22 protein-coding genes are annotated in these 23,984 nt (G+C 66.7%); 17 read left to right on the plus strand and 5 right to left on the minus strand.

Going from position 1 to position 23,984, the window contains the following annotated elements:
- Positions 1–155 precede the first annotated feature (155 nt).
- From M673_RS09735 to M673_RS09760, 6 genes are read left to right on the plus strand one after another with little or no spacing between them, the layout of a single operon-like run.
- A complete protein-coding gene (locus M673_RS09735) occupies positions 156–3,623 on the plus strand; it encodes an indolepyruvate ferredoxin oxidoreductase family protein (protein ID WP_061975736.1) in 3,468 nt (1,155 codons plus the stop codon).
- A gap of 22 nt (positions 3,624–3,645) precedes the next feature.
- Positions 3,646–4,809 carry an isovaleryl-CoA dehydrogenase gene (locus tag M673_RS09740; protein WP_061975737.1) on the plus strand — a complete coding sequence of 388 codons (1,164 nt, stop codon included), beginning with the start codon at positions 3,646–3,648 and terminating at the stop codon, positions 4,807–4,809.
- Entirely contained in the window at positions 4,809–6,416 is a 1,608-nt protein-coding gene (locus M673_RS09745; protein WP_061975739.1) for a carboxyl transferase domain-containing protein, read from the plus strand. The genes M673_RS09740 and M673_RS09745 overlap by 1 nt, the downstream gene beginning before the upstream one ends.
- 11 nt (positions 6,417–6,427) lie before the next feature.
- On the plus strand, positions 6,428–8,419 hold the full coding sequence (locus M673_RS09750) for an acetyl/propionyl/methylcrotonyl-CoA carboxylase subunit alpha (protein WP_061975741.1): 1,992 nt from the start codon (positions 6,428–6,430) through the stop codon (positions 8,417–8,419).
- On the plus strand, positions 8,412–9,269 hold the full coding sequence (locus tag M673_RS09755; RefSeq protein ID WP_061975743.1) for a hydroxymethylglutaryl-CoA lyase: 858 nt from the start codon (positions 8,412–8,414) through the stop codon (positions 9,267–9,269). The genes M673_RS09750 and M673_RS09755 overlap by 8 nt, the downstream gene beginning before the upstream one ends.
- Entirely contained in the window at positions 9,266–10,063 is a 798-nt protein-coding gene (locus M673_RS09760; protein ID WP_061975746.1) for a crotonase/enoyl-CoA hydratase family protein, read from the plus strand. The genes M673_RS09755 and M673_RS09760 overlap by 4 nt, the downstream gene beginning before the upstream one ends.
- 35 nt (positions 10,064–10,098) lie before the next feature.
- On the opposite strand, the gene M673_RS09765 is transcribed toward M673_RS09760, so the two are convergent.
- The 4 genes from M673_RS09765 to yghX all read right to left on the minus strand — a co-directional run bounded on the left by M673_RS09765 (position 10,099) and on the right by yghX (position 13,723).
- A complete protein-coding gene (locus M673_RS09765; RefSeq protein WP_061975748.1) occupies positions 10,099–11,169 on the minus strand; it encodes an LLM class flavin-dependent oxidoreductase in 1,071 nt (356 codons plus the stop codon).
- A gap of 274 nt (positions 11,170–11,443) precedes the next feature.
- Complete coding sequence (locus M673_RS09770) at positions 11,444–12,169, minus strand: MgtC/SapB family protein (RefSeq protein WP_061975750.1); 726 nt, start codon at positions 12,167–12,169, stop codon at positions 11,444–11,446.
- Positions 12,170–12,295: 126 nt separating this feature from the next.
- On the minus strand, positions 12,296–12,772 hold the full coding sequence (locus tag M673_RS09775) for a VOC family protein (protein WP_061975752.1): 477 nt from the start codon (positions 12,770–12,772) through the stop codon (positions 12,296–12,298).
- 60 nt (positions 12,773–12,832) lie between these two features.
- Complete coding sequence (gene yghX / locus M673_RS09780) at positions 12,833–13,723, minus strand: YghX family hydrolase (protein ID WP_061975754.1); 891 nt, start codon at positions 13,721–13,723, stop codon at positions 12,833–12,835.
- Positions 13,724–14,306: 583 nt separating this feature from the next.
- Between yghX and M673_RS09785 the strand changes: the two genes are divergently transcribed.
- The 11 genes from M673_RS09785 (at position 14,307) to M673_RS09840 (ending at position 23,413) form a co-directional block, all read left to right on the plus strand.
- Positions 14,307–15,875: a Re/Si-specific NAD(P)(+) transhydrogenase subunit alpha gene (locus tag M673_RS09785; RefSeq protein ID WP_061975756.1), complete on the plus strand. Its 1,569-nt coding sequence runs from the start codon at positions 14,307–14,309 to the stop codon at positions 15,873–15,875.
- A gap of 16 nt (positions 15,876–15,891) precedes the next feature.
- Complete coding sequence (locus M673_RS09790) at positions 15,892–17,325, plus strand: NAD(P)(+) transhydrogenase (Re/Si-specific) subunit beta (protein ID WP_061975758.1); 1,434 nt, start codon at positions 15,892–15,894, stop codon at positions 17,323–17,325.
- 612 nt (positions 17,326–17,937) lie between these two features.
- Entirely contained in the window at positions 17,938–18,294 is a 357-nt protein-coding gene (locus tag M673_RS09795) for a hypothetical protein (protein ID WP_061975760.1), read from the plus strand.
- A gap of 62 nt (positions 18,295–18,356) precedes the next feature.
- A protein-coding gene (locus tag M673_RS23620; protein ID WP_148640015.1) for an IS5 family transposase occupies positions 18,357–19,111 on the plus strand; the annotation gives its coding sequence in 2 pieces (ribosomal slippage) (positions 18,357–18,690 and positions 18,690–19,111; 756 coding nt in all).
- A gap of 88 nt (positions 19,112–19,199) precedes the next feature.
- Positions 19,200–20,771, plus strand: a complete 1,572-nt coding sequence (locus tag M673_RS09810) for an AAA family ATPase (protein WP_061975766.1) — start codon at positions 19,200–19,202, stop codon at positions 20,769–20,771.
- Positions 20,768–20,980: a hypothetical protein gene (locus tag M673_RS09815; RefSeq protein WP_061975768.1), complete on the plus strand. Its 213-nt coding sequence runs from the start codon at positions 20,768–20,770 to the stop codon at positions 20,978–20,980. The genes M673_RS09810 and M673_RS09815 overlap by 4 nt, the downstream gene beginning before the upstream one ends.
- 49 nt (positions 20,981–21,029) lie before the next feature.
- Positions 21,030–22,007, plus strand: a complete 978-nt coding sequence (locus tag M673_RS09820) for a metallophosphoesterase (protein WP_061975770.1) — start codon at positions 21,030–21,032, stop codon at positions 22,005–22,007.
- Positions 22,007–22,444 (plus strand): metallophosphoesterase family protein, encoded by a 438-nt coding sequence (locus M673_RS24790; protein WP_061975772.1) that lies wholly within the window; start codon positions 22,007–22,009, stop codon positions 22,442–22,444. The genes M673_RS09820 and M673_RS24790 overlap by 1 nt, the downstream gene beginning before the upstream one ends.
- A 36-nt stretch (positions 22,445–22,480) precedes the next feature.
- Positions 22,481–22,822: a hypothetical protein gene (locus M673_RS24795; protein WP_274534676.1), complete on the plus strand. Its 342-nt coding sequence runs from the start codon at positions 22,481–22,483 to the stop codon at positions 22,820–22,822.
- The gene (locus M673_RS09835; protein ID WP_061975775.1) at positions 22,819–22,998 is read left to right on the plus strand and encodes a hypothetical protein; all 180 of its coding nucleotides are present in this window, start codon (positions 22,819–22,821) and stop codon (positions 22,996–22,998) included. The genes M673_RS24795 and M673_RS09835 overlap by 4 nt, the downstream gene beginning before the upstream one ends.
- Before the next feature lie 22 nt (positions 22,999–23,020).
- Positions 23,021–23,413, plus strand: a complete 393-nt coding sequence (locus M673_RS09840) for a hypothetical protein (RefSeq protein ID WP_061975778.1) — start codon at positions 23,021–23,023, stop codon at positions 23,411–23,413.
- Between the two features lie 127 nt (positions 23,414–23,540).
- On the opposite strand, the gene M673_RS09845 is transcribed toward M673_RS09840, so the two are convergent.
- A complete protein-coding gene (locus M673_RS09845) occupies positions 23,541–23,975 on the minus strand; it encodes a hypothetical protein (protein WP_061975780.1) in 435 nt (144 codons plus the stop codon).
- Between the last annotated feature and the right edge of the window lie 9 nt (positions 23,976–23,984).

Consider the following 23,984-nt stretch of genomic DNA (forward strand, 5'->3'; position numbering starts at 1 on the left):
ACAGCCTGTCACCTCTGGCGGGCGCTCGGGAGGATGCGGTCCTCGAAGAACGTATCATTCTGGGACAGAATCGCGAAATGAGTTTGAAACGGCTCTAAAAGAGGGACCGTGGCCTCTTCGGATCGTGCCAACGTCATGATGCTGGGAGGCACGTCATGACCAAGTTTCTGACGCTGGACGACAAGTACGCGGCGGACCAGGGCTCTGTTTTCCTGACCGGTATCCAAGCTCTGGTTCGCCTGCCGATGACGCAGATGCGGCGGGACCGGGCCGCCGGCCTCGACACCGGCACCTTCATTTCCGGCTATCGCGGCTCGCCGCTCGGCGGCTACGACCAGCAGCTGCTCAAAGCCCGCAAGTTCCTCGATCAGCATGACATCGTCTTCCAGCCCGGCCTGAACGAAGATCTCGCTGCAGCGGCCGTTTGGGGGAGCCAGCAGCTTCACCTCTCGCCAGGGGCCAGAAAGGACGGCCTTCTCGGCCTCTGGTACGGCAAGGGGCCGGGTGTCGACCGATGCGGCGACGTGTTCAAACACGCCAATGCCGCAGGCACCGCGCGCCATGGCGGCGTGCTGGCCATTGCCGGCGACGATCACACCTGCAAGTCCTCCTCGATCCCGCATCAGTCCGACCACGCCTTCATCTCGGCGGTGATGCCGGTTCTCTATCCCTCGTCGGTTCACGAATTCTTGGAACTCGGCCTGCTCGGCGTCGCCATGTCGCGCTACTCCGGCTGCTGGGTCGGCTTCAAGGTCATTTCCGAGACGGTGGAAACCTCGACTGTCGTCGATCTCGCGCAGGAGAAACGGCAGTTTGTGCTGCCCGGCGATTTCGACCTGCCGGAGGGCGGTCTGAACCTGCGCTGGCCCGACCCGCCGCTGCTGCAGGACGAGCGGTTGCAGGAACATAAGGCCTATGCCGCCATCGCCTTCGCGCGCGCCAATGGCGTGGACCAGGTTGTGGCGGACAGTCCGAACGCGCGCTTCGGCATCGTCGCCTCCGGCAAGGCCTATGAGGATGTGCGCCAAGCGCTGGCCGAGTTGGGCCTGCGCCAGCCCGAATGGGACGCGATCGGCCTGCGCTTCTACAAGGTGCGCATGCCCTGGCCGCTGGAGCCGCAAGGCATCAGGGCCTTCTCGCAAGGGCTGGAGGAGGTGCTGATCGTCGAGGAACGGCGCGAGATCATCGAAAACCAGATCAAGCAGCAGCTCTTCAACTGGCGCGCCGATGTGCGACCGCGCATCATCGGCAAGTTCGACCACGAGGACCATCCGTTCCTGTCGCTTTCGGCGGGGCTGACGGTCTCCACCGTCGCGCGGGCGATCGCCGATCGTGTGCTGCGGTTCGACCTGCCGGCCGATCTCGCCGCGCGCATTCGCAAGCGGCTGGCCTTGGTGGAAGCGGCCGAGGCGCGCGGCACGGCGCACACGGCGCCTGTGATCCGCCTTCCGCATTACTGCCCGGGCTGCCCGCACAACACCTCCACCCGCGTTCCGGAGGGGTCCAAGGCGATGGCCGGGATCGGCTGTCACTTCATGGTCCAGTGGATGGACCGCAACACCGAAACCTTCACCAATATGGGCGCGGAGGGCGTGCCCTGGACGGCGATCGGGCGCTTCACCGAGGAGCGTCACCGCTTCGTCAACCTGGGCGATGGGACTTACTTCCATTCCGGTCATCTGGCGATCCGCCAGTCCGTCGCCGCCGGGGCGAACATCACCTACAAGATCCTCTACAACGACGCCGTCGCCATGACGGGCGGCCAACCGATCGACGGCGTGCTGACACCTCAGCAGATCACGCATCAGATGCAATACGAGGGCGTCGCGCGGATCGTCCTCATGTCGGACCGGCCGGACGTCTACAGCCCGACCGACCTAGCGCCGGGGACCGAGATTCGACACCGCGACGAGATCGACGTCGTGATGCGTGAGTTGCGCGAGGTGCCGGGCGTCACGGTGATCGTCTACGAGCAGACTTGCGCCGCCGAGAAACGGCGTCGGCGCAAGCGCGGCACGGCTGTCGATCCCGACATCCGGCTCTGGATCAACCCCGCCGTCTGCGAGGGCTGCGGCGACTGCTCGCAGACCTCCAACTGTATCGCGGTGGAGCCGGAAGAAACCGAGATGGGGCGCAAGCGCCGCATCAACCAATCCGCCTGCAACAAGGACCTTTCCTGCGCCAAAGGCTTCTGCCCGTCCTTCGTCACCGTCCGCGGCGCCAAGCCGAAGCGGCGCGAGGCGCTGGGCCGCCCGGATGTCGCCGCGCTGCCCGAGCCGGCGCTGCCGCAGATCGACCGCGCCTGGAACATCGCCGTCACCGGCGTCGGCGGCAGCGGCGTCTTGACCATCGGCGCGCTGCTCGGCATGGCCGCGCATGTGGAAGGCAAGATCCCGATGATCCTCGACATGGCGGGTCTCGCCCAGAAGGGGGGCGCCGTTCTCAGCCATGTGCGCATCGCGCGGGCCGACCGCCCGGTTGCCGCGCCGCGCATCGCGGCGGGGGGCGCCGATCTGCTTCTGGCCGCCGACTCTGTCGTGGCGGCGTCGAAGGACAGCATCGTCCTTTGCGATCCCGCCCGCACCTATGCCGTTCTCAACACGCGGACCATGCCTGTCTCGGACTTCGTGCGGCAGCGCGACTTTGACTTCAAGGAAGCGGCGGTCGAGCGCACGGTGGAGCGGGCCGTCCGCCACCGCGAGAATTTCCGCAACTTCTCCGGGCTCGCCGTCGCTCTGTGTGGCGACGAGATCGGGGCCAACATGCTGATGCTGGGCTACGCCTGGCAGAAGGGCTTGGTGCCGCTGGAGCGCCAGTCAATTACCCAGGCGATCGAGATCAACGCGGTTTCGGTGCCCTTCAACCTCGCGGCCTTCGACTGGGGCCGGATTCTCGCCGACGATCCCGCCGCGATCGCGCATCTGATGGAGGATGAGGAGCGCCCGAAGCCTCTGGCGGAGATGACCACCGAGGAAATCATCGCCCATCGCAAGGCGCATCTCACCGCCTATCAGAATTCGGCTCTCGCGCGGCGCTACGGCAAGCGGGTGGAGCGCTTCGCACGCGCCTCTGCGCAATGGGACGAGAAGGGCGATCTCGCTCGCGCCGTCGCCATCGGCTACGCGAAGGTGCTGGCCTACAAGGACGAGTACGAGGTCGCGCGCCTTTATAGCGAACCAAGCTTTCGCGAAGGGCTCGGAAAGACGTTCGACGGCTCCTTGCGCCTATCCCTCAACCTCGCGCCGCCCATGCTGCCGGGCACGGACGCCGATGGGCGGCCGAAGAAGCGCGAGTTCGGCGCCTGGATACTGCCGGTCTTCGGCCTGCTCGCCCGCTTCAAGCGTCTGCGTGGCACAGCGTTCGATCCGTTCGGGCGCACGGCCGACCGCATGCTCGAGCGCCGGCTCATCGCGCTTTACGAGGCTGATCTCGATTTCGCCGAAGCGCACGTGTCTCCCCTGACCTTTGCCCCGACCAAGGCGCTGCTGGGGCAGGCCCAGGACATCCGCGGATTCGGCCCGGTGAAGGAGGCGGCCTTCGAAAAGGCCATGGCGAGGCGCGAGGCGCTGCGCGCCGAGATCGAGGCGGCGCGGGGGGCGCCGGTGGCGATCGCGGCGGAATGAGTTCGAGTTCGGGAGGACGCTGATGTTCAACAATTCCATGGTGTTCGACCTCGGCGACGAGGTGAACGCGCTGCGCGATATGGTTCACCACTGGTCGCAGGAGCGGCTGAAGCCGATCGCGGCCGAGATTGACCGCACCAACAGCTTTCCGAACGAGCTCTGGCGCGAGATGGGCGCGCTCGGGCTTCTCGGCATCACGGTTGAGGAGGAGTTCGGAGGCGCGGCCATGGGCTATCTCGCCCATGTCGTGGCGGTGGAGGAGATCGCCCGGGCCAGTGCCTCCGTCTCGCTTTCCTACGGCGCGCATTCCAATCTCTGCGTCAACCAGATCCGCTTGAACGGCTCGCCCGAACAGAGGGCGCGCACCCTGCCCAAGCTCGTTTCGGGCGAGCATGTCGGGGCGCTCGCCATGTCGGAGGTAGGGGCGGGGTCCGATGTCGTCTCCATGCAGCTCAGGGCCGAGAAGCGCGGCGACCGCTATGTCCTGAACGGCACCAAATATTGGATCACCAATGGCCCCGATGCGACGACGCTCGTGGTCTATGCCAAGACCGACCCGGCGGCGGGCTCGCGCGGCATCACCGCCTTCCTGATCGAACGCGGGATGCAGGGCTTTTCCTCCTCGCCGCATTTCGACAAGCTCGGCATGCGCGGCTCCAACACGGCTGAACTTCTGTTCGAGAATGTCGAAGTTCCCTTCGAGAACGTGCTGGGCGAGGAGGGGCGGGGCGTCCGGGTCCTGATGTCAGGGCTGGATTATGAGCGCGTCGTCCTGTCGGGCATCGGCCTCGGCGTCATGGCCGCCTGCATGGACGAGATCATGCCCTACATGGTCGAGCGCCGGCAGTTCGGCCAGCCGATCGGCTCGTTCCAGATCATGCAGGCCAAGATCGCCGACATCTACACCAAGCTGAACTCGGCGCGAGCCTATGTCTACGAAGTGGCGCGCGCCTGCGACCGGGGGCGGGTGACGCGCCAGGACGCGGCGGCCTGCGTCCTCTATGCCTCCGAGGAGGCGATGAACGTCGCGCATCAGGCCGTGCAGGCCATGGGCGGCGCCGGCTACATGAACGAGATGCCGGTCTCGCGCCTGTTCCGAGACGCCAAGTTGATGGAGATCGGGGCGGGAACCAGCGAAATCCGCCGGATGCTGATCGGCCGCGAACTGGTCGGAGCGCAGCGCTGATGGGCGTTCTCCGATCGAAACTCGTCGCCGGCTCGGCCCAGTTCGCCGCCAACCGGGCCGCCCATCTCGCAAGCATCGCCGAGATCGAGCGGGTCGCCGAGACGGTGCAGGCCGGCGGCAGCCCCTCCGCCCGCGCGCGACATGTCGAGCGCGGCAAGCTCCTGCCGCGCGACAGGGTGAACCATCTTTTAGACCCCGGCTCGCCCTTTCTCGAAATCGGCACCTTCGCCGCGCACGGGCTCTATGACGACGCCGTTCCCTCGGCCGGAATGGTCGCCGGCGTCGGCCGGGTCTCGGGTCGCGAGGTCATGGTTCTCGCCAACGACGCCACGGTTAAGGGCGGCACCTATTTCCCGCTGACCGTGAAGAAGCATTTGCGAGCGCAGGAGATCGCGGCCGAAAATCGCTTGCCCTGCCTCTATCTCGTGGATTCGGGTGGCGCGAACCTGCCCAACCAGGACGAGGTCTTCGCCGATCGCGATCATTTCGGCCGCATCTTCTTTAACCAGGCGCGCATGTCGGCGGCCGGCATTCCGCAGATCGCGGTGGTCATGGGCTCCTGCACGGCGGGCGGCGCCTATGTCCCGGCCATGTCGGACGTCACCATTATCGTGCGGGAGCAGGGCACGATCTTCCTCGCCGGGCCGCCCCTGGTGAAAGCCGCGACGGGCGAGTTGGTTACGGCCGAGGATCTCGGCGGCGGCGACGTTCACACCCGCCTGTCCGGCGTTGCGGACGCTTTGGCCGAAGACGACCGGCACGCGCTGGCGCTGGCGCGCCAAGCGGTCGCCAGCCTCAACTCCGAGAAGTGGGCCGCCCCTGCGCTTCAAGCGCCCGAAGAGCCGGCCTACGACCCGGAGGAGATCCTGGGCGCCGTGCCCGCCGATCTGCGCACCCCCTACGACATTCGCGAGGTGATCGCTCGGATCATCGACGGCTCGCGCTTCGACGAGTTCAAGGCGCGCTATGGCGAGACGCTGGTCTGCGGCTTCGCCCATGTGTTCGGCATTCCCGTCGGCATCGTCGCCAACAATGGCGTTCTCTTTTCCGAAGGCGCGCTCAAGGGCGCGCACTTCGTCGAGCTCTGCTCCCAGCGCTTCATTCCGCTGGTCTTCCTCCAGAACATCACAGGCTTCATGGTCGGGCGCAAATACGAAGCGGGCGGCATAGCCAAGGACGGCGCCAAGCTCGTGACCGCCGTCGCGACCACCGCCGTGCCGAAGGTGACCATGCTGGTCGGCGGCTCCTTCGGCGCCGGCAATTACGGGATGGCCGGTCGGGCCTATTCGCCCCGCTTCCTCTGGACCTGGCCGAACAGCCGCATCTCGGTGATGGGCGGCGAGCAGGCGGCGGGGGTTCTGGCAGATGTGCGCCGCGCCGCCATGGCGAAAGCCGGACGCGACTGGTCCACCGAGGAGGAGGAGGCGTTCAAGCGGCCGACCGTCGATATGTTCGAGACGCAGTCCCGCCCGCTCTACGCCTCCGCTAGGCTTTGGGACGATGGGATCGTGGACCCGCGCAGGAGCCGCGAAGTCCTGGCTCTGTCGCTGTCGGCTTCGCTGAACGCGCCGATCGAGCCGACGCGCTTCGGCTTGTTTCGGATGTGAGGAAAGGCGCGATGTTTCACAAACTCCTCATCGCAAACCGGGGCGAAATCGCCGTTCGGATTATCAAGACGGCCCGGCGTATGGGTATTCGCACGGTCGCCGTCCATTCCGAGGCCGATCGGAACGCGCTGCATGTGCGCGCTGCCGACGAGGCCGTGCTGATCGGCCCAGCGCCCGTCAGTGAGAGCTATCTTAAGGGCGAGGCCATCATCGAGGCCGCGCGCCGGACAGGCGCAGAGGCCATTCACCCCGGCTATGGCTTCCTGTCCGAAAATCCCGGCTTCGTGGAAGCGGTCGAGGCGGCGGGCCTCGTCTTCGTCGGGCCGCCCGCTTCGGCTATTCGCGCCATGGGCCTGAAGGACGCGGCCAAACGCTTGATGGAAGCTGCGGGGGTGCCGGTGGTTCCCGGCTATCACGACGCCGACCAGCAGACGGAGACCCTACGACGCGAGGCCGCCGCGATCGGCTATCCCGTCCTCATCAAGGCGCGGGCCGGCGGCGGCGGCAAGGGCATGCGACTGGTGGAGTGGCCTGAGGATTTCGCGGCCGCGCTCGACGGCGCGCGGCGGGAGGGGCAGGCGAGCTTCGGCGACCCGGCGGTTCTGATCGAGCGTTATGTCACCGCGCCTCGCCATGTCGAGATCCAGGTCTTCGCCGATGGCCATGGCCATGTCGTCCATCTTTTCGAGCGCGACTGCTCGCTGCAGCGCCGGCACCAGAAGGTCATCGAGGAAGCGCCGGCGCCGGGCATGACCGAGGAAGTTCGCGAGGCCATGGGCCGCGCCGCCGTGGAAGCCGCGCGCGCCATCGGCTATCGCGGCGCCGGCACGGTGGAGTTCATCGCCGACGGCTCGGCGGGGCTGAGGCCGGACAGATTCTGGTTCATGGAGATGAACACGCGGCTTCAAGTCGAGCATCCCGTCTCCGAGGCGATCACAGGGCTCGACTTCGTGGAACTCCAACTGCGCGTCGCGGCCGGAGAGGCGCTTCCCTTCCGGCAGGAGGATTTGCGCATTCGCGGCCATGCCATCGAGGCGCGGCTCTACGCCGAGGATGCCGCCAAGGGCTTTCTGCCCGCGACGGGTTGGCTCGACCATCTGCGCTTTCCCCCGGCCACAGCTTTCGAACCCGGCCCCTTGCGCATCGACAGCGGCGTCGAGGAGGGGGACGAGATAACGCCCTGGTACGACCCGATGATCGCCAAGGTGATCGTTCACGGAAGCGATCGGCCGACCGCTCTCAGAGCACTGGCCGATGCGCTGGACGGGATCGAAGTCGCGGGCACGGTTACCAACATCGCTTTCCTCGCCCGCCTCGCGCGGGAGGCGAATTTCGTAGCGGGGGATGTGGATACCGGATTGATCGGGCGCGCCGGGGAAGCGCTGCTTCGAGCGGGCGAACCCTCATTGGACGCGCCCATCGTGGCCGGCCTGGCGCTCGCCGGGCTGCTCGAACCGCCAGACGGAAACGATCCCTGGTCGCGCCTGCGCGGCTTTCGGTCCTGGGGCCGACCGGACCTTGCCTTGCGGCTGGTGCGGGACGGGGAGGAGATCGAACTCTCGTTGAAGTTGATCGAAGGAGGCGTGCGTCTTCCCGACGGTGCAACGGTCCAGCTTCACCGCGACGGCGCGCGGGTCGTGGTGGAACGCGAGGGCCATTGCCGCTCCGTCGGGCTCGTGGTGAAGGGAAGCCGCGCGACGGTCTTCGAGGCCGGGGGTGCGGCGACCTATTCGCTGCCCGACCCGCTCGACAGAACCACGGGGAACGCTGCGGGCGGAAACGCCATCTTGGCCCCGATGCCCGGCCTTGTGACGAAGCTGTGGGTTTGCGCGGGCGAGCGGGTCTTGGCCGGCGATCCCGTTGCGGTGGTCGAGGCCATGAAGATGGAGCACACGCTTAACTCGCCTCGTGACGGGGTGATCGGCGAAATCCTCGTTGCCGAAGGGGTGCAGGTCAGCGACGGCGACAGTCTCGCGATTTTGGAGCCGGCGGCGGATGGGTGAGCGGGTCACACTGTTCGAAATGGGGCCGCGCGACGGGTTGCAGAACGAGGCGCGAGCGAATCCCACAGCGGACAAGATCCGCCTGATCGATCTCCTCTCCGCCACAGGCCTCCCGAAGATCGAGGTGACGAGCTTCGTCAGCCCCAAATGGGTGCCGCAGATGGCGGATGCGGCCGAGGTTCTCGCCGGTATCTCCCGACGCTCCGGCGTCACCTACGCCGCGCTGACGCCCAATCTGCGCGGTCTGGAGAGAGCCATCGCGGCCGGGGCCAATGAGGTCGCGGTCTTCGCCTCCGCCTCGGAAGGCTTTTCCCGCGCCAACATCAATTGCTCGATTGCCGAGAGCCTGGCGCGCTATGCCGGCGTCATCGAGGCGGCGAAAGCGGCGGGGCTGCCGGTGCGCGGCTATGTCTCCTGCATCACGGATTGCCCCTATGACGGGCTTGTAGAGCCAGCGGCCGTAAGCGCTGTCGCGACGGCGCTTCTCGATCTCGGCTGCTACGAGGTGAGCCTTGGCGATACGCTCGGCCGGGCGACGCCGGAGAGAGTCGGCCGGCTCCTGCATCACCTCCTGTCCGAGGTGTCGGCGGCGCGGCTGGCGGGTCATTTCCACGACACGTCGGGCCGGGCGCTCGACAATCTGGAGGTTGCCTTGGAAGTGGGGCTGCGCAGTTTCGATGCCTCCGTGGCGGGGCTGGGCGGCTGCCCCTTCGCGCCCGGGGCCAAGGGCAATGTGGCGACCGAGGCCGTTGTGGCGCGCCTCGCCAAACTCGGTTTCGAGACTGGCATCAACACTTCTCGGCTGGCCGAGGCCGCCGCCTTTGCGCAGAGCTTGAGGAATCCGGCATGAGCTACGAGACCTTGGCCGTGGAGAAGGGCGCGCACGGCGTCGTGACGCTCACCCTGAACCGGCCGGAAAAGCGCAACGCGCTGTCGGCTGCGATGATCGGCGACCTGACGCGGTTTGCCGCCGAGTTGAACGAGGAAACGGGCGTCCGCGCCGTTGTGCTGCGTGGGGCCGGCGAGGTGTTCTGCGCGGGCGGGGATCTGGGCTGGATGAAGGCGCAGGTCGAGGCGGATCGAGCGATGCGCATGGCCGAGGCGCGCAAGCTCGCCGGCATGTTGAAGGCGCTGAACGAGTTGAAGGCTCCGCTGATCGGCGCGATCCACGGCGCGGTCCTGGGCGGTGGCGCGGGTCTCGTCAGCGTCTGCGATGTCGCGGTCGCGACCTCCGACGCGCGCTTCGGCTTCACCGAAACCCGCCTCGGCCTCATCCCAGCGACGATCGGACCCTATGTCATCGCACGGCTCGGCGAAGGCAGGGCGCGGCGGGTTTTCATGTCGGGGCGGGTGTTCGACAGCGAGGAGGCGCTGAGCCTCGGTCTCGTGGCACGCGTGGTCGAGCCTTCGTCGCTCGATCAGGCCATCCGTGAGGAGGTCGCACCCTATCTTGCGGCCGCGCCCGGCGCGGTGGCTCGCGCGAAGGCGCTGGCGCGGCGGTTGGGCTCAGCCATCGACGAGACTGCAATCGAGGCTTCGATCGCGGCTCTCGCGGATTGTTGGGAAACGGAGGAAGCGCGGGCTGGAATCTCCGCGTTTCTGGAGAAGCGTTCGCCGCCTTGGGCGATCGCCTCGGCGGAATAGTCGGGCGGCACCGCCCAACCATCCCGCCTTACGCGTCAGGCCGCCTCGTAGTCCTTCGCGCCCGTCTTGACCGCTGCTGCGCCCCGATCGCCCCGCCAGCCCAGCGCCGGCGCGACATGGGTCAGGATGCTCTCGATCACATGCGCGTTGTAGGCGACGCCGAGCTGGTTCGGCACGGTGAGAAGCAGCGTGTCCGCCTCGGCAATGGCCTCGTCCGCCCTCAAATGCTCGATCAGGCGATCGGGCTCCGCCGCATAGGACCGGCCGAACACCGCGCGCATGTTGTCGATGACACCGACCTGATCGGTGCTGTCGCCGCGACCAAAATAAGCCCGGTCCTCGTCGTTTACGAGCGCGAAGATCGAGCGCGAGACGGACACGCGCGGCGTCCTCGCATGGCCGGCCTCCTTCCACGCTTCGCGATAGGCCCTGATCTGCCGCGCTTGCTGGACATGGAACGGCTCGCCCGTCTCGTCCGCCTTCAGCGTCGAGCTTTGGAGGTTCATGCCCTGCTTGGCCGCCCAGATGGCGGTGGCGTCCGACGCCGAACCCCACCAGATGCGCTCGCGCAGGCCGTCTGAATGCGGTTCGATCCGAAGGAGGCCCGGAAGGTTTGGGAACATCGGACGCGGGCTCGGCTCGGCGAAGCCTTCGCCCTTGAGGAGTTCGAGGAAGACTTCCGCATGGCGACGGCCCATGTCGGCGTCGCTTTCGCCCGGCGCCGGCTGGAAGCCGAAATGACGCCAGCCGTCCACGACCTGTTCGGGCGAGCCCCGGCTGAGGCCGAGCTGAAGCCGGCCGCCGGCGATGAGGTCGGCCGAGCCCGCATCTTCCGCCATGTAGAACGGATTCTCGTAGCGCATGTCGATGACGCCGGTGCCGATCTCGATCCGGCTCGTCTTCGCCCCGACCGCCGCAAGAAGCGGGAAGGGCGAGGCGAGCTGGCGCGCGAAGTGATGGACGCGGAAGTAAGCGCCGTCCGCACCCAGTTCCTCCGCCGCGACGGCGAGGTCGATGGACTGGAGCAGCGTGTCGGCGGCGGAGCGGGTGCCCGATCGCGGCGAGGGCGACCAGTGGCCAAAGGAAAGGAAGCCGATCTTTTTCATGCGATGGTCCTCGCGACAAATCGGGACCGATGCGCAGGCGCTCCGATCACGATGGGAGAACGGACGCCCCGGCGTGCAGATGCGCAGCCAAGACCTCGTCCGTATGCACCGCAACTTAAGCTGCCTCTGGCCCGATATGAACGGCAACCGATGATGAAGCAGTGTTCAGTTCTAGTGAACGATCAACCGGTCATTTGACATTTCGATACTCGTCATTCGTTCGCAGAAGAGCATCACCAACGGCGCGCCCGGCCTCGACCGATCAAGCCGTGTCTTATGCGTCGTCGCCATTCTGGTCTGTCGAGTTTGCCGTGTCGGACTCGCCATTTCGCCGTTCGACCATCGCGGCGTGAATGCCGGGTCGTTTCGCAAGCCGAGCGACGCTGTTGCGAACGCTGTCGGGAGACACGCGGACGAGCTGCACCACGAGATCGTTCTGGCCGTTTTGGCCGATCGTTTCTCTGACGCGCCGGATCTGTCCGCCCCGGACCTGAAGAAGGCTTTTCAGGTCTCCGGGCGAAACCGCATCATGGTCGGCCCGGATGCGCACGACGCAGCTTTGAAGACGCGTGCGATAGGCGTCCTCGAGCGGTTTCATTCCGGCGAGGATCACGAGAATGATGACCGTCGCGGCGCCTGCTGCGAAATACAGCCCGCCGCCTGCGGCAAGCCCCAGCGCCGCCACGGCCCAGATGCTGGCGGCCGTGGTCAGGCCTCGCACGATGTTTCCCTTAAGGAGGATCGCGCCGGCGCCAAGAAAGCCGACTCCGGAGACGACCTGCGCCGCGATACGGGAGGGATCGAGCGTCACATGCTCCATCTCGGTCGCGTGCTGGAAGCCATAGGCCGACACGATCATGAAGAGACATGCGCCGACGCAGACCAGCATGTGCGTGCGTATGCCGGCCGACCAAAGAAGCCGCTCGCGCTCGAAGCCGATGAAACTGCCGAGGGCTGCGGCGGTCAGAAGCCGCAGGACGATGTCGCCATTCGAGATCATGGCCGGCTAACGATCACGCGCGCGTGAGGTTCCCATGGGCGGACTTGAGGGCCGCGTCTGAAGCAGGGCAGCGCTCTCCCACACGATAAGCCAGACCCTCGGCTCTCTCGAAGCCGATGCATTCCCTCAGCCCCGCCGTGCCGCCTCGATCGCGGCGACATCGATCTTGCGCATGGTCATCATCGCCTCAAACGCGCGTCGCGCTTGCTCTCCGCCGGCTGCCAGGGCCTCGGTCAGAACGCGCGGCGTGATCTGCCAGGACAGGTCCCACTTGTCCTTACACCAGCCGCAGGCGCTTTCCTGGCCGCCATTGCCGACGATCGCGTTCCAGTATCGATCGGTTTCCGCCTGGTCCTCCGTCGCGATCTGGAAGGAGAAGGCCTCGCTGTGCTTGAACGCCGGCCCGCCGTTGAGCCCAAGGCACGGCACGCCCGCGACCGTGAATTCGACGGTCAAGACATCGCCCGCCTTGCCGGACGGAAAGTCGCTCGGCGCGCGATGGACGGCCGTCACCGCGCTGTCGGGAAAGGTCTCGGCATAGAAGCGCGCCGCCGCCTCGGCCTCGCGGTCGAACCAAAGGCAGATCGTGGTCTTGGGGCTCATGCGCTCTCCTCCATAACCGAGCCTGAAGGTTAGGCTTTTCCCGTCACGCCGGCCAGATCGTCAGGTCAGATACCGGCGGAACCAGTCGATCGTGCGGGTCCAGGCGAGCTCGGCCGCCGTCTGATCGTAGCGCGGCGTCGAGTCGTTGTGGAAGCCGTGGTTCACGCCGGGATAGATATGAGCCTCATAGGTCTTGCCGTTCGCCTTCAGGGCCGCCTCGTAGGCGGGCCAGCCCTCATTGATGCGCGTGTCGAGTTCGGCATAGTGGATCAGAAGCGGTGCCCGGATGCGGGGCACGTCCTCCGCCCTCGGCTGGCGTCCATAGAAGGGCACGGCGGCGCCGAGATCAGGACGCGCCACGGCCGCCGCGTTGGCGACCCCGCCGCCATAGCAGAAGCCCGTGATGCCGATCCGTCCCGTCGTCGCCTCGTGCGTGGTCAGGAAATCCACGGCCGCGAGGAAGTCGTTCATTAGCTTTTCGGGATCGACCTGCGCCTGCAGTTCGCGCCCCTTCTCGTCGTTTCCGGGATAGAGGCCGACCGACGTGAGCCCATCGGGCGCGAGCGCGACGAAGCCGGCCTTGGCCACGCGGCGCGCGACGTCCTCGATATAGGGGTTGAGTCCCCGGTTCTCGTGCACCACGACAACGCCCGGCACCTTGCCGGTCGCCTTGGCCGGCTTCACGAGATAGGCCCGCACCTCGCCATGCCCGTCGGGCGAGGGGTACATGATGTATTCGGGGACGATCTCGGGATCGGTGAACTCGACCTGAGTGGCCAGCGCGTAGTCCTGGCTGAGAGCCGTGAGGATCGCGGCCGCCGTCAGCCCGCCGACCGCGAACTTGGCCGCTCGCTCCAGAAACTCGCGCTTCGTGACGCGGCCATGGGCATAGCCGTCGTAGAGCTCCAGAAGCTCGGGATGGAAGTCCTTGGCCGTCAGGCGTTGGGTCATGAATCATCCTCCTGCCGAGACTTGAGCATCCTTCGCAATGCTTAGCAACGACGGGAGCGGGGTCGCCGCGTCGCGACCATGCGCGCAATTGTCTCGGAAGGGTTCGGGCGATTCGCCGTCGAAGCGCTCCGAACTTCCATCGCGAGCGGGGCAAGCTCAAGTGTGGAAGTACGCCACATGGAATCTTAAACCGTTTCATTCCGGGTTCTGCGCCTCGTGTGAAGCCGACCCTCCTGACAGGATGGCTCGGTTCGGCCAAAAAAGGGGCCGGGGCTGGCCGTTCGGGAACAGCCGTGCTCAGTTCGTTGCTGGCGAGCCGTCTCGAGGAGGCCTTCCGCAGCCGATGTGCGGCGGGGGATAAGGTGACGGTTCGCCTGATGCGGACGAGGCATCGATCCAAGGTTCGCCTCACCCGGTGGGTCGCGCAGGCGGATCGTGCCGCGTCATGCGACGGCTCGGCGGAGGCTGGTTGCAGGCTTCGCCGCCGGCCGGTTTCGCGCCTGCCTGTGATCCCTGCCGGATCGGGGCCAGCTCGAATGCTATCGACCGCCATTGCGGTCCAGTCTGAGGGAGTGGGAGAGACATGAAATTCGGTGTGCCCCGGGAGGTCCGGGCGGGCGAGCGGCGCGTGGCGCTGACGCCGGAAAGCGTCGGGCGGCTCGGCAAGTTGGGTTACGAATGCCTGGTGGAAACCGGCGCCGGAGACGCCGCGCGCTTTTCCGACGAAGCCTATGCCGCAGCGGGCGCTACGGTGGTGCCCGATGCCGCCGCGCTTTGGGCCGATGCCGACATCGTCGCCAAGGTCCGCCCGCCGGAGTCGGAAGAGGTCGAGAAGGCCCGCTCCGGCCAGATCCTCATATCCTTCCTCTACCCCGCTCAGAGCCCCGAGCTTCTGGAAAGCCTTCGCGAGAAGGGCATCACCGCTCTCGCCATGGACATGGTGCCGCGCATCAGCCGCGCCCAGAAGATGGACGCTCTGTCCTCCATGGCCAACATCGCCGGCTATCGCGCGGTGATCGAGGCGGGCAACCAGTTCGGCCGCTTCTTCACCGGGCAGATCACGGCGGCCGGCAAGGTGCCGCCGGCCAAGGTGCTGGTGATCGGCGCGGGCGTCGCGGGCCTCGCCGCCATCGGCGCCGCGCAGTCGCTGGGCGCGCAGGTGCGCGCCTTCGACGTACGGCCGGAGGTGGCCGAGCAGATCCAGTCCATGGGCGCCGAGTTCCTGTTTCTCGATTTCGCGGATGCCGCCGACGGCGCGGCGACCGGCGGCTATGCCGCCCCCTCCAGCCCGGAGTTCCGCGCCAAGCAGCTCGAACTCTTCCGCGCCCAGGCGCCGGAGGTCGACATCGTCATCACAACGGCCCTCATTCCCGGCCGCGACGCGCCCAAGCTGTGGCTCGCCGACATGGTCGAGGCGATGAAGCCCGGCTCGGTCGTGGTGGATCTCGCCGCCGAACGGGGCGGGAATTGCGATCTGACCGTGCCCGACGAGGTGATCGAGACCGCGAACGGGGTTCGGATCGTCGGCTACACCGACTATCCCAGCCGGATGGCGGCCCAGGCCTCGACGCTCTACGCCACGAATATCCGCCATATGATGGACGATCTGACGCCGAACAAGGACGGCGTGCCGGTGGTCAACATGGAGGACGACGTCATTCGCGGCGCGACGGTGACGCACGCCGGCGCCATCACCTATCCCCCGCCGCCGCCGAAGATCCAGGCCATCGCCCGGCAGCCGGCCAAGAAGGCGGTCGAGGAAACGGCGGGCGAAAAGGCATTGCGGGAGGCGGCAAGCGCCAAGAAGGCGGGCCAGCGTCAGGTCATGCTGCTCGCGGCCGGCGCCGTTCTTCTCATGCTGATCGGCCTCACGGCGCCGCCGAGCTTCCTGCAGCATTTCGTGGTCTTCGCCCTGTCCTGCTTCGTCGGCTACCACGTCATCTGGAACGTCAGCCATGCCCTGCACACGCCGCTGATGGCGGTGACCAACGCGGTCTCCTCCATCATCATTCTCGGCGCGCTGCTGCAGATCGGCTCGTCCGGCTGGATCGTGACGATCCTGGCCGGGCTCGCCATCCTCATGGCGTCCGTCAACATCTTCGGTGGGTTCATGGTGACCCACCGGATGCTGAAAATGTTTCAGAAGAGCTGAGCGGGGAGCCGATCATATGAGCCAAGGTCTCGTCGGCGCGTCCTATATCGTCGCCTCCATCCTCTTCATCCTGTCGCTGGGCGGCCTGTCCAACCAGGAAAGCGCCAAGCGCGCCGTGTGGTACGGCATCGTCGGCATGGCGCTGGCGGTCTTCGCCACCATTACCGGGCCGGCCGTCGGTGCGCTCTGGCTGGTCGTGCCGCTCGTCGTCATCGGCGGCCTCACCGGCGGCTGGCTCGCCGGCCGCGTGCAGATGACGCAGATGCCAGAGCTCGTCGCCGCGCTCCACTCCTTCGTCGGACTGGCCGCCGTGTTCATCGGCTTCAACGCCGATATCGAGGCGGCGCATGTCGCTCATGCGCTGGCCACAGGCACGGGCGACCTTCTCACCGGCTTTGCCGCGACGCTCGCCCACAAGACGCCGGTGGAGCTGTCGATCATGCGTGTCGAGGTGTTCCTCGGCGTGTTCATCGGCGCCGTCACCTTCACCGGCTCGGTGGTGGCCTATGGCAAGCTCTCGGGGCGTCTGGATTCCAAGGCGCTGGTCCTGCCCAATCGGCATGCGATCAATCTGGCCGGCCTCGTCGTCAGCCTGATCCTCGGCCTTCTCTACCTGAACGGGGCCGGCATCTGGACGCTGATCCTCGTCGCGATCCTGGCCGGCGCGCTCGGGTGGCATCTCATCATGGCGATCGGCGGGGCGGACATGCCCGTCGTCGTTTCCATGCTGAACAGCTATTCCGGCTGGGCGGCGGCGGCGATCGGCTTCACCCTGTCGAACGATCTCCTGATCGTCACCGGCGCACTGGTTGGCTCGTCGGGCGCCATCCTCTCCTACATCATGTGCCGCGCAATGAACCGGAACTTCGTGTCGGTCATTCTGGGCGGCTGGGGCGGCACGTCCGGCCCGGCGCAGGAGATCACGGGCGAGCAGGTCGCCATCGATGTCGACGGCGTGGCGCAAGCGCTGGAGGATGCGGACTCGATCGTCATCGTTCCCGGCTACGGCATGGCGGTGGCCCAGGCCCAAGGCTCGATCTCGGAGCTGACCCGGCGCCTCCGGGCCAAGGGCAAGACGGTGCGCTTCGCGATCCACCCCGTCGCCGGGCGCCTGCCCGGGCACATGAACGTGCTTCTGGCTGAAGCCAAGGTCCCCTACGACATCGTTCTGGAAATGGACGAGATCAACGAGGACTTCCCGACCACGGACGTCGCGATCGTCGTCGGCTCGAACGACATCGTGAACCCGGCGGCGGAAGAGGACCCGAACTCCCCGATCGCCGGCATGCCGGTGATCGAGGTTTGGAAGGCACGCCGGGTGATCGTCTCCAAGCGCGGGCAGGGCACGGGCTATTCCGGTATCGAAAATCCGCTTTTCTACAAGGAGAACACGCGGATGTTCTACGGTGACGCCAAGAAGTCCATCGACGACCTGCTGAAGCTGGTCTGAGCCAATAGGGCGGAGCGCCGGGCAACCGCGCTCCGCCTTCTCTTACGCGCTGGGGCGTCTTGACGTTGGCTGGTTCAGGCTCGCGCTACGCTTGCCGGGACGCCAGCGGTAGAGCCGAAATTCGATGGGAGGGGAACGCGGATCGATCGGCAGCCGCTGAGAAGCTGCTTTAGTCCCGAACAGCCGCCATCCCATTACGGAGCAAACGCCTGCCCGCACGGCAGTCCGTCATGAGACAGAACTCGCATTCGTCTGAAGGCACCGAGGAGACGACGCGCAAACCATCGATCGCCTGAAATCAAACGCGGCGCAGCACTCGCGATCGTTTTAGTTACGAGCCGAACGCGCAAGTCCAGCAAACCGCCACGACACTTGCATCTTCGTCGTAAGTGATTGATTGAATGGTGGGCGCGACACGGATCGAACCTGTGACCCCCTCGGTGTGAACGCGGGGGCCGCAACCTGAAATGCCCGCGTGGCCTGGGTTCCCGCTCTCCACTCGATACCATGGATGCCCTTTTGTTCCCGGGCGGCAATTCGCGGTGGTTTCTGTGTTCATGCCGGAGAAAGGCTTACGCGTCATGGTGCCCGTTCCTACATTTGCGAGGAATCATGGCAGACGAAAAAGCCTCGTTTTGGGAGCACCCGGATATCTGGCCTGACGAATATCTCTATATGCAAGCCGTCGCGGAGAGCATGCAGCAGCACGCCCTTATGGATCGCCTTGCCGCCGTCGCCGCCGATCCGGTCTACGAGCTGAAGAGCCTGTTCGGCGTGAACCACCGCACCGCGGAGAGGTGGATCAGCGGGAACACCACGATGCGCCGTCCGCTGCAGCTGAAACTCGCCCATGCTCTAGTCGGAATCGCCGAAGCGCAGGCGAAATTGCAGGCGATGGACGCCCGCGAACGCCTTTTTTTCCGGATTGCGAGCACACGCGTACAATTGAACTCACTCCCTAAAGACTAGGCTCAGGACCTGTTAATTTGTTTTGACCTCTGATTCAGTTCGGCTTTGGGACGGAGGTTTCGATGGCCGGACTGTTTCTGCTGAGCGAGCGTCAGATGGCACGGATATCGCTGTTCTTCCCGCTGTCGCATGGGGTGCCGCGGGTCGACGACCGACGGGTGGTGAGCGGGATCATCTACGTCATCCGCAACGGCTTGCAGTGGAAGGATGCGCCTGCCGGCTACGGTCCGGCGAAGACGCTCTACAACCGCTTCATCCGCTGGTCGCGGCTCGGCGTCTTCGATCGCATCTTTGCCGGGCTCGCGGGTCAGGGCCCCGGACCTGAGCGCATCATGATCGACGCCACGCACCTGAAGGCGCATCGTACGGCGGCGAGCCTTCTCAAAAAGGGGATGTTCCCCGTCGTATCGGGCGAACCAAAGGCGGCCTGAACTCCAAGCTGCACACCGTCTGCGACGGCGACGGACGGCCAATCGTCCTGCTCCTGTCCGAAGGGCAGATGAGCGATCACAGAGGCGCACGCCTCGTGCTCGACGCCCTGCCGCCCGCCATCCACCTGATCGCGGATCGGGGCTACGACAGCGCCTGGCTCCGCACCGAACTCGAAGCGCGAGGCATTCAGCCCTGCATCCCGTCGAGCCGGAGCCGCAAGGTTCCGTTCCCCTATGACGCAGCCCTCTACCGCCAGCGCCATAAGGTCGAGAACCTGTTCGCCAAGCTCAAGGACTGGCGCCGCATCGCCACTCGCTACGACCGATGCGCCCACACCTTCTTCTCGGCCATCTGCATCGCAGCCGCCGTTATCTTTTGGATCTGATCAATGAGTCCTGAGCCTAAGGTCCACCTCTCTGTGTTCTTATCCTTCGCAAGTCGGCACAGGCCGCACTTTGAAGGAATTGAACCGGATGCCCGACCCCACCGCAGAAGACCTGCTTGCGAACGCACGCGCCCATAAGCGCGACCTGACGCACCGCGCCGAGCGCCGCGAGGCGATTCTCGCAGGCGAATTTCCCCGCGACGAGGACTACGTCTCCGGCCTGCCTCCTCTCGGCGGCTCGCTATCCCGCGACATCCGCGCCGCGGCGACGCTGTGGTCCGAGCACCTGGCGACGAAGTCGCACCACACCATCGCCGGCAAGCTCGCGCCGGCCGTCGAGAAGCTCGAGCGCATTCCATCGGCGGTGACCCTGAAGGCCGTGTGGAAGCTCGTCTCCGCCCTTCCGCCGCGCCATGTGGCCTTCCCCCAGACCGGCCACCTGAAGATCCGTTTGGCGTGGTACATGGCGCTGCAACGCGACGTCGCCGCGATCGAGCAGCTCGTCGTCCTGATCGGCCCGACAAGCGACTTCTTCCGCCGCGCCTACCTCGCGGGCGTCACCGGCGCGCAGATCCACGTCGACCCGATCGACCCGCCCTTCGCCTTCCAGGCGGACATACTCGCCTACGGCGTCGCCGAACTCGCAGTGCTCGACGACATGCTCGACCGCTACCTGCCTTTCGCGACGGACAAGTTGAGCGCACGGGACATCCTCGAAGCCGACGAGCAGGGCGCCGGCGAGGTCGAGCATGAGGTGAAGAGCTTATTCGACGACCTGTGCGTCGCTTCCCCGGTCGTCGCGACGCCGACGCCGTTCACGCATCAGGTCCTCCACCGCACCGAGGGGCACAAGACGAGCGAGAAGCGCGACGTCTCGAAGATGTACGAAGCGCTGACGTCCCCGATCCCGCTGCACCGCATGATGTATCAGCATCTGCGCGACTTCGAATGTGCATGGCCGCATGCGGTCGATGTCGTGCGCGCCATTGGGGCTGACCTGCGCTTCGGGAAGCCCATCCGATTCCGCCCGGTCCTCCTCGTCGGCGGCCACGGCACGGGCAAGACCTCGATGGCGATCGCGCTCGCGGAGACGCTCGGGCTGCGCTCCATCGTGTACCCTTGCGCGTCGTCGGCCGACAATTCGTGTGGCGGAACCCAGAGCCGCTGGTCGACGGCGTCGGTCTCGACGCCGCTGGAGCTCATCCGCCAGAGCGGTATCGCCAACCCCGTCGTCATCCTCGACGAGCTGGAGAAGGCGGGTCACCATCATTCCGAGAATCTCGAGGCTGCACTTCTCCCGTTCCTGGAGCCGCATACCGCGAGCCGCTATCACGAGGCCGCACTCGACACGTCGGCCGACCTGTCGATGGTGAACTACGTCGCGACCTGCAACAGCCTCGAAGGGCTGACGAAGCCCCTTCGCGACCGCTTCCGCATCATGAAGATGCCGGATCCGGGACCGCAGCACATCGGCGCGCTCGCCCGCCGCATACTGCTCGATATCGAGGAGGAGACAGGACAGGAGGGCATGATCCCGCCGCTGGCGCCGGACGAGGAGGACGTAGTCCGCCAGGCTTGGGGTGGTGGCACCCTGCGCGAGCTCCGCCGTGCCGTCGAAACGCTTATCGCGGTCCGCGACCGTCTGGAGGTGCGTCAATGATCCTCGCGCTCGCTCCCGACGTCGCGGCCCGCGTGGCCGAGATCGAAGCCCGCGAGGGCATCCCGGCCGTCGAGTTCTGCCATCAAGCAATCTCGGTCTGGAGCCGGCTCCGCACCGACGCGCAGCGGGCCGGCATGGGCCTCTGCATTATCCAGTCGACCATTCGCGAGATCATGAAGGATCGCGACGCGGCCGCCCCGCAGGCCTGAAATCTTTCTACGGCGTAGCTCCCCAACATCGGCGACAGGAGGCCGGCCCATGCGCAACGTGCGACTCTGGATACAGTCCGACATCCACAACGACGTCGTCCCCTACACGCTCCCTCGCGGCGTCGAGGCCGACGTCGCCATCGTCGCCGGGGACGTCGGCGGACGCCTGTCCGGGCAGGCCCGTCTCTGGCTCGAGGCGAATGCACCGGAGGGCATGCCGATGCTCGTCGTCGCGGGCAACCACGACTTCTACGGCGCCTCGCTCGACGACGAGGTCGACCGCGTCCGTCGCAAGACGAGCATGGGCGACCGCATCCAGGTCCTCGACGGCTACAGCACGATCATCGGCGGCGTCCGCTTCGTCGGCGCCACGCTCTGGACCGACGTCAACAGCTACGGCGACGGCTACACGTCGCAGCGCGACTTCATGGCCTACATGACGGACTGGCGGGCGATTCGTTGGCAGGGCCGCAAGCACACGCGGCACATTCGCAATTTCATCGATGCGCACCACCGTCAGATGCGCGCCTTCGAATCTGTCTTGGCGACGCCGTTCGACGGCCCGACCGTCGTGATCACACACCACGCGCCGAGCGCGCGGTCGCTCGAGGACGGCAAGGCGACGAAGCCGTTGGATGCGGCCTACGCCAGCTATTTGGAGGATCTGATTCACAAGCACGAACCTGATCTGTGGGTGCACGGACACGTGCACCACAACCTCGACTACATGATCGGGCGCACACGGGTCGTCTGCAATCCGCGAGGCTACGTCATGCGCCACCAGTCGCCGCGCAGCCTGCCGACGATCGAGAACCACGCCTTCAACCCCGGCCTCGTCCTCGACGTCGCTGTCGATCCGCGTCCGCGCTACGAAGCGGCGAGCGTCGATCACGCATCGGAGCATCCGGACGTCTTCCTGTCCCGCGTCGGGCCCGCCATCGCCTCGACGCCGGCGGACCACGCGGCCTGGCTGCGCGAAGCCGCCGAGGTCCACGACGAAGACGAACCGAAGGGGCCGTCGGTCTGATGCGCGTCCACGTCCTCTCCGACCTGCACCTGGAACACCGTGCCGGCGCCGGTTGGGAACCGCTCGTCGTCGACTGCGACGTCGTCGTGGTCGCGGGCGACGTCGCGTCCCCGCCGGCGGCGTCCCTGCGCTGGCTTTCGGAGCGCTTTCAGGCGCCCGTGATCTTCGTCGCCGGCAACCACGAGTACTACGGCTGCGTGAAGGCCAGAGTGGAAACGCCGGACCCCGTGCCCGGCGTCCATCACCTCGAGGATCGCGCCGTCGTCCTCGGCGGAACCCGCTTCCTCGGCTGCACGCTCTGGACCGACTACGAGCTCTACGGCCCGGCGACGACGAGCTTCGCGATGGAGATCGCGGAGCGCGGGATCAACGACCACCGCATGATCGCGGCGTCGGATCCGGACGAGCACCGCCGCATCCTCCGCTTCATGCCCTAGCATGCGCGCACGCTGTACCTGGCGTCGCGGATCTGGCTGGAGGAGGAGCTGACGAAGCCGTTCGACGGCCCGACGGTGGTGGTGACGCACCATGCGCCGACGCCGCGGTCGATCCATCCGCGCTACGAAGGCGACGTGGCGAACCCCGCGTTCGCGTCCGATCTTACCGACCTTGTAGCCCGCGTCGGCCCGGACCTGTGGATCCACGGGCACGTGCACGACAGCTTCGACTACCGGATCGGGCGGACCCGCGTCCTCGCCAATCCGAAGGGCTACGGCGACGAGAACAAAGCGTTCGATCAGAGCCTGGTGGTGGACGTCCGGTACCATCCGAACTGGCGTGCGCGGATCCAGGACGCGCAGGAGCCGAAGCCGTGAGCCGCGAGGACCACGTCCGTCGGCGCGCCGCGTCGCTCGGCTACGACCGCACGATTCGTGGGACCGGCGTCCTCCCGTCCGACCTCCACGAACTCTATGCGCTCGGAATGATCAGCCGGGAGGACCTCGTCTTCCGGCTGGAGCGCCTGGGCGCGCCGATCCCCGCCGTCGACTGAACCCAACAACACGGAGACGACCATGCGACTGATCCTCGCCACCCTTTCGCTCGCCCTTGTCACGCCGGCGGCGGCCGCGGACCGATACTCCGGACACTACCAGCGCGAATGCGACGACCTGGTCTGCGAGCTGCGCATGCTGCCGGCCGGGCGCGACGCCTGGCATCTGCGCTGGACGGCGACGGACCCGACGGACTTTTCGCTGACGCCGGTGTGCGAATTCGAGACGGAAGTGGAGCTCGGGATCGCGACGATCGGCGGGGCGATCGTGCGCGGCATCGCGGTCGGGAAGGCGGCGGGACGGCCGTTCGGGGTGTTCGATCTCGACCCGGGCCGCGTGTCGGTGTCGGCGGGGTGGGAGGCCTGTGCCGGCATGGGGCCGAAGGGCGTCTACGAAAGCGTCAGAGACCAATAAGGGGCCTCCTCAGAGAGAAGGAGGCCCGAGCGGTGCGCAAAGCGGTGCGCAAAAATGCGCTCATGACCCGTCCGAGGAAGGTCCCGTTAAAGCGAACGATATGACGTGATCGTTCGCTCCGACCCCTTCAGCCGAATGGCGGCCGCTGCTGCGGCTGCGCACCCCCCGCCATCGGACCGCCCGGAGCCGCTGCCGGACCACCTGGCGCGCCCGCGAACGGCACTCCCGGCTTCGGCGGCATCGCCCCGGCCTGACCCGTCGAGCCCGGCATCCCCTGACCCATGGACGGGCCGCCCATCTGCTGAAAAGGCATACCCGGAACGCCACCGGCGGGCGGCTGCGGCTGCTGCATACCCGGCGCCGGCATGCCTCCGGGCATCGCGCCCGGCATGGCCGGAGCGGGCATGAAGCCGGCGCCGAGCGGCGGGGCCGAGCGCATCGCGGCCGGGCCCGGGCTGGCGGTCTGAATCGGGGCCATCAAGCCTTCCTTGGCGAGGGCTTCGGCGAGCGGGGAGGCGGTGCCGCTGGCGGGCGCGGGCGGGGCGGACTGGAACGGCATCATCGTGATCTA

It is taken from the genome of Aureimonas sp. AU20 (assembly GCF_001442755.1).
Taxonomy (GTDB): domain Bacteria; phylum Pseudomonadota; class Alphaproteobacteria; order Rhizobiales; family Rhizobiaceae; genus Aureimonas.

Bases quoted from the DNA above. Each gene is read 5' to 3' on its own strand.
- M673_RS09735 (WP_061975736.1), top strand. From the start codon at position 156: ATGACCAAGTTTCTGACGCTGGACGACAAGTACGCGGCGGACCAGGGC.
- M673_RS09740 (WP_061975737.1), top strand. From the start codon at position 3,646: ATGTTCAACAATTCCATGGTGTTCGACCTCGGCGACGAGGTGAACGCG.
- M673_RS09745 (WP_061975739.1), top strand. From the start codon at position 4,809: ATGGGCGTTCTCCGATCGAAACTCGTCGCCGGCTCGGCCCAGTTCGCC.
- M673_RS09750 (WP_061975741.1), top strand. From the start codon at position 6,428: ATGTTTCACAAACTCCTCATCGCAAACCGGGGCGAAATCGCCGTTCGG.
- M673_RS09755 (WP_061975743.1), top strand. From the start codon at position 8,412: ATGGGTGAGCGGGTCACACTGTTCGAAATGGGGCCGCGCGACGGGTTG.
- M673_RS09760 (WP_061975746.1), top strand. From the start codon at position 9,266: ATGAGCTACGAGACCTTGGCCGTGGAGAAGGGCGCGCACGGCGTCGTG.
- M673_RS09765 (WP_061975748.1), bottom strand. From the start codon at position 11,169: ATGAAAAAGATCGGCTTCCTTTCCTTTGGCCACTGGTCGCCCTCGCCG.
- M673_RS09770 (WP_061975750.1), bottom strand. From the start codon at position 12,169: ATGATCTCGAATGGCGACATCGTCCTGCGGCTTCTGACCGCCGCAGCC.
- M673_RS09775 (WP_061975752.1), bottom strand. From the start codon at position 12,772: ATGAGCCCCAAGACCACGATCTGCCTTTGGTTCGACCGCGAGGCCGAG.
- yghX (WP_061975754.1), bottom strand. From the start codon at position 13,723: ATGACCCAACGCCTGACGGCCAAGGACTTCCATCCCGAGCTTCTGGAG.
- M673_RS09785 (WP_061975756.1), top strand. From the start codon at position 14,307: ATGAAATTCGGTGTGCCCCGGGAGGTCCGGGCGGGCGAGCGGCGCGTG.
- M673_RS09790 (WP_061975758.1), top strand. From the start codon at position 15,892: ATGAGCCAAGGTCTCGTCGGCGCGTCCTATATCGTCGCCTCCATCCTC.
- M673_RS09795 (WP_061975760.1), top strand. From the start codon at position 17,938: ATGGCAGACGAAAAAGCCTCGTTTTGGGAGCACCCGGATATCTGGCCT.
- M673_RS09810 (WP_061975766.1), top strand. From the start codon at position 19,200: ATGCCCGACCCCACCGCAGAAGACCTGCTTGCGAACGCACGCGCCCAT.
- M673_RS09815 (WP_061975768.1), top strand. From the start codon at position 20,768: ATGATCCTCGCGCTCGCTCCCGACGTCGCGGCCCGCGTGGCCGAGATC.
- M673_RS09820 (WP_061975770.1), top strand. From the start codon at position 21,030: ATGCGCAACGTGCGACTCTGGATACAGTCCGACATCCACAACGACGTC.
- M673_RS24790 (WP_061975772.1), top strand. From the start codon at position 22,007: ATGCGCGTCCACGTCCTCTCCGACCTGCACCTGGAACACCGTGCCGGC.
- M673_RS09840 (WP_061975778.1), top strand. From the start codon at position 23,021: ATGCGACTGATCCTCGCCACCCTTTCGCTCGCCCTTGTCACGCCGGCG.
- M673_RS09845 (WP_061975780.1), bottom strand. From the start codon at position 23,975: ATGATGCCGTTCCAGTCCGCCCCGCCCGCGCCCGCCAGCGGCACCGCC.